At 58.4% G+C, this 5,310-nt stretch carries 3 protein-coding genes; all 3 read left to right on the top strand.

Features of this window, described 5'->3' with window-relative positions; genetic code table 11:
• A partial coding sequence (locus BKM74_RS18285; RefSeq protein ID WP_140056129.1) for a glycosyltransferase occupies window positions 1–2,023 on the top strand: 2,023 nt, incomplete at its 5' end.
• A 13-nt stretch (window positions 2,024–2,036) separates the two neighbouring features.
• Window positions 2,037–2,969 (top strand): hypothetical protein, encoded by a 933-nt coding sequence (locus BKM74_RS18635; RefSeq protein ID WP_140056128.1) that lies wholly within the window; start codon window positions 2,037–2,039, stop codon window positions 2,967–2,969.
• Between the two features lie 466 nt (window positions 2,970–3,435).
• Window positions 3,436–5,310 (top strand): sensor histidine kinase (locus tag BKM74_RS18280; RefSeq protein WP_176342614.1); only part of this gene is annotated, 1,875 nt, incomplete at its 3' end.

Below are 5,310 nucleotides of genomic sequence, written 5' to 3'. Positions count from 1 at the left end.
CTATCGGGGAACAGCCACCCTCCAAGAATATGATCGGTGTTCAGGGCGACCGCTCCCGCGATTACCCCATGTGGACGTCGTGATTCCGGTCTATGGCGGCTGCATGGAGACAGCCGAATGCCTGGACAGTGTCCTTCGGGCGCGCAACGAGACGCCATTCCGCGTTGTTGTCGTGAATGACTGCTCCCCCGATCCGTTGATCAATGATTTCATCGACGCAGTGCAGAAGCGGCAGCACGATAATCTCGTCATCATCCGGCGCACGCGGAACGGCGGCTTTTCGCAGGCCGTGAACCTCGGGATGGTTGCCGCCGGTGACCGGGACGTTATTCTGCTCAACGCGGATACGGTGGTTCAGGATGGCTGGATCGACCGCCTGATGTCCGCTGCGAAGAGCGACCCAATGATCGGCACGGTGACGCCGCTCTCGAATAACGGCGAAATCGTAACGCTTCCCTACCCCTGCAAGTCGCTACCTGTCGAGGATGCCGCCCTCGCCCGCCGGGTGGATAGGGTGGCGGCGCAGTGCAATGCCGGCAGGGTGGTCGACCTCCCTGTCGCGATTGGTTTCTGCATGTTCATCCGGCGCGACTGCCTCGACGAAATCGGGCTCTTTGATGCCGCGGTATGGGGGCGTGGCTATGGCGAGGAGGTCGATTTCTGTATCAAGGCCAGGGCGCAGGGCTGGCGTCATGTCGTCGCGACGGACATTTTTGTCGTCCACCGAGGCAATGCGTCTTTTGGCGATGAGAAGCTGGAACGCATCACCGAGAGCGCGCAAAAAATCACCGAATCCTTCCCTTTCTACGATCAGCTTATTCAGCGCTTCATCGCCAGGGACCCGATAGGTCCGGCGCGCCGGACCATAAACCTGGAACTCATCACCGCTGCCCTGGGCGAGAACCGCATCCTTCACGTCAGCCATTCCTTTGGTGGCGGGACCGATAAATATGTGCGCGATGTCTCGGCGCTCCAGATCGAGGAGGGGAGGGTGCCGCTGGTCCTCCGTTTCGATGCAAAGGGCCACGCTGAACTGGAAGCCGACCTGTCGGGGACCGATCTGGCCGGGTTCTTCAGCGAGCGCCATGTCGAGCGCTACGCGGCAGGCGATCTGGAGGCGCTCAAGGCCGACATCGGACGCCTCCGGATCAGGCGCTTTCACCTGCATGCGCCATTCGGCATGCCGCTCGGCTTGCTGGACTGGCTGACCACATCCTTGCCCTTCGACGCAACCATCCACGACTATGCATGGCTCTGTCCCCGCGCGACCCTGACGCAGGCTGGCGGGCGGTATTGCGGCGAGCCGGCCGTCCAGCACTGCGATAACTGTATCGCCCTGTACTCTGCCCATCCGGGGCTTCGGGAGGCTCTTCGGGACAGCGAGGAGAGCGTGGCGGCATACCGGCAGAACATGGGCGCCTTGCTGGGCCGTGCGGAGCAGGTATATGCGGGGGCTGAGGATGTGGTGAAGCGGCTGCGGGCGCATGGCGTGGAGGCCAATTACCATGTCACACCACACCCAGAGCCTGAAATGGCGCCTCACCCTGAAGCCCTACCCCTTGCCCGACCTGCCGTGGATGGCCAGTTGCGCGTCGCCCTGTTCGGCGCCATCAGTGATATCAAGGGTTTTCACCAGCTTATCGACTGCGCCAGATACGCGCAGGAAAGGGCGCTGCCCATCACCTTCATCGTGTTCGGCTACACCATGGATGATGAACTGGCGAAAGGCTTCGCGAACATCATCGTCACCGGCCGGTACGAGGAACATGAACTGGATGAACTGGTCCGGGAGTACCAGCCGCACATCAGCTTTTTCCCCAACCAGTGGCCGGAAACCTATTCCTACTCACTAAGCCATAGTCTGCGTCTTGGCCTTTGGCCGGTGGTTACGGATATAGGCGCGCCCGCAGAGAGGCTTAGGCAAATGAACGTAGGAAATATAATGGATATTAATTACCCCAATGCATTGATGATTGAATTTATTATGAATTGTATTGCACAGAAAATAAAATTATATAAATAATTAAGTGTGGAAAATGGATAATCTTATTATTCACATAGGATCTACAAAGACAGGAAGTTCAGCCCTTCAGGAATTTCTATTCCTTAATAGAAGAAAACTTAAAGATTCTGGGGTTCTTTATCCTGAAACAGGGGTGGTCCAAAATGCCCACCATATATTGGGAGCAGCATTGCACCCTACCGCATATACAATGCATCTAGGTGATCTCTCCGAAGATATTAATTCAAGGCGTGACGCTTTTTTGGGCATGGCGGCATCTGTGCGCGAAGAGGCAAAGAATAGTGGTTGTCAGACGGTGGTTCTTAGTACTGAGTATCTCTGGGGGGTGTTCGATGATATTTTCTACAGAATATGGCGACAGGAATTTCAAAGTCAAAAAACAATACTTTATGCTAGTGTGAGGCGCCCAGATTATTGGCTGCAATCTTCTTATCTTCAGGCGCTAAAATCTGGGGAGGCGCGTTCTTTTAAAGACTGGCTAGCTGAGTTTTCATCAGACCCGCTATCTGGAACATCCTATATAGACGTAATAGACAGGTGGTTCTTCGGCGTTGGTGCCGAAAAGGGTGTTGTAAGAACGTATGAATGGCTACTGCAAAATGACGCAGTTTTCACAGATATATTGTCGGTCTGTGATGCCTCAGATTTACGAACGACACTCATCCAGCCCGATAGGACCGTAAACCCTTCGCCTGGGCCAGATGCGGCAGATATCCTCTTGAAAATTAATCAAAGCAACATGTGTGAGCGCGATAAATCTCAACTAAGATCCCTTGTGCTCTCAAAAATGGAAATAAGGAAAATAGGTTCTGAGTTGTCGTTTTTATCTCCCGAAATGCGCCGGAATATACTGGAGGGGTACATAGAAGGAAATCAGAAATTAGCGCATACTTACTGTAAGGAAATCGGTGTTCCTTTGTTCAAAGAGCCTTGGCCTGAGATATAAGTAATAATATTAAACGTCATATGTTGCCGATCAAACTCCAGCCATTTTTACGGTAGGAATAGCCGGCTTAAGGCGCGAGACCCCGTCCGCCTCCCCATGCTCCTCACTCAATCCCCTGTCCCGAAAAGCCGCCATTTCGTGGTTTCGTAATCGGCGACGGGGGCGAAACAGTCGGTCGGCAGTTGCAGCCCGCGTGCCGTCAGCCCGCCATCAACCCGTTCGACGTGCCGATCTTCTAGCGGCTGCTGTCCGCGGGTCCGCATCGTGCGGTCGCAAGCATCCTGATGTCGTGGCGATAGCAACCGCTTTTTTGTGGGGGGCAACCCCCGGGCGCGGAAAGTATTTAACCGTGACCCGAAGCGGCCCAATCCTTTAGGTTGGCAGTCGGACTTTCGGAACCAGGGCTTATCAACAGTCGATGCGGGGCTTGTTTTCTTTTGCCGGGATTTTCCTGGCAGGCATCCTTTTGATCGCAACGGAATCCGCCGCCAGGCCGCTTTCGGTGGGGCCGGATATTCCCTACGCTCTGCATGAGGATCCCACCGGCCGGATGACGCTGGAGGATTTCCTGGCCCTGCCGGAAGCGGATGTGTCGCCGGCGTCCCGCCCGCTGTCGGAAGGCTATACCGATTCGGCCTTCTGGCTGCGCTTCACGCTTCCGGCGAACAGATTCGAAGCCGACGCGCTGTGGATGCAGCTTAGCCCGGTCTATCTCGATGAGCTGACGCTGTACAGCCGGCCGCTGGGCGGGGATGCCCCCCAGGAGCGCCCCTGGCAGCGGCGCGAAGCCGGCGACCGCTGGGGCCCGCCGGATGACGATCTGGACTACCGCTTCCCGGTCTATGCTTTCGCCCCGCCGGGTCCTGCGGGCGAAGGCTACGAGATCATCCTGCGGGTGCGCAGCACCAGCGCCGTGATCCTGGTGCCGACACTCTGGCAGCCGGCGGCGTATCTCGGCCAGGCGGCGTGGACCACCTCCTTCTGGAGCTTCTATTTCGGGATGGCCGCCTTCTCCAGCGCGCTCGCCATCCTGCTCGCCGCCTATCTCAACAGCCGCACACTCTGGTCCATCGCCTCCGTATCGGTCGTCTATCTGGGGATTGCCAGCGTCCAGGGCTATGTGACCTGGATCCTGGGCGATATATGGGGGCCGCTGCAGCACTACCTGACCAGCATCACGACCCTGCTGACCTACAGCACGGTCTTCTGGATGTCCGCCGAGGTGCTGAACCTGCGCTCTTATGCGCCCCGGCTCTACAGGGCGGTCCTGGTGGCGGTCGGTTTCAGCCTGCTGCTGCAATTCTCCATCCCGCTGGGGATTTATGCCTTCGCCAAGAACCTGCAGATCGTCATCTGCCTGATGATTGGCGTCATGACCATGCACGCAATCATCCGGCTCTGGCGTCTGCGGCGGCTGCTCAGCGCCGAGGGCACGATCGTGATCCTGCCGGCCCTGCTCGTGGTGACCGGTCTGCTGCAGGAGCTGATGCTGCAGGGCTATATCCGCTTCAGCCCCGTGCTGTTCGGGCAATGGCAGTTCGTGATGATGGCGATCATGCTGATGGTGATGATTCTGGTCGTCAACCGGATCCGGGATGAGCGCCGGATGCTCGCCGAGCAGCAGCAGATGGCGCGGGAATTGCGCGTCGAACGGGAAGCCAGCTTCAACCAGCGCCAGTTCATGGCCATGGTCAGCCACGAATTCCGCACGCCGCTGGCGGTCATCTCGGCGGCCGTGGAGAATCTGCGCCTGCTGACGGTGGGCTGGCCCGACATCACCCAGCGCCATGACAGGATTCAGCGCGCGGCGGACCGGCTGTCGCAGCTGACCGACAATTGCCTGGCCGATGCCCGGCTGACGTCCGATACGCTCTATCTCGACACGCGCCCTGTCGATCTTATCGCCGAGGTGCGCGCGGCGGCCGGATTGGTGGAAATGTCGGAGCTGCACCAGCTGCGGCTGACGGTGGAAGGCCAACCGGCCGGCGGCGAGACGGTGACCATCGAGGGCGATGCCGCGCTGCTGCGCATCGCCCTGTCCAACGTGCTGGACAATGCGATGAAATATTCTGAGCGTGGCGAGGTCCATGTCGATGTGGCCAGCCGCGATGGAATGGCCACCGTCGCGATCCGCGATCAGGGAAACGGTATCGCCGAGGATCAGGTGGCGCATATCTTCGAACGCTATCGCCGGGCCGGTAGCGGCGGCGGTGCCTATAAATACGGCGCCGGGCTTGGCTTGTTCGTCTCCCGGCAGATCGCACGGGCCCATGGCGGGGATATCGTCCTGACGGAGAACACGCCGCAGGGCTGCTGCTTCGAATTCCGCCTGCCCGCGCGT

This window comes from Oceanibaculum nanhaiense (genome assembly GCF_002148795.1).
In the GTDB taxonomy this organism is placed as follows: domain Bacteria; phylum Pseudomonadota; class Alphaproteobacteria; order Oceanibaculales; family Oceanibaculaceae; genus Oceanibaculum; species Oceanibaculum nanhaiense.
The sequence above is the reverse complement of the archived record's forward strand: the minus strand, read 5'-3'. Positions and strand labels throughout refer to the sequence as shown.

Coding starts and splice junctions, on each gene's coding strand:
- BKM74_RS18635 (WP_140056128.1), top strand. CDS start 2,037: ATGGATAATCTTATTATTCACATAGGATCTACAAAGACAGGAAGTTCA.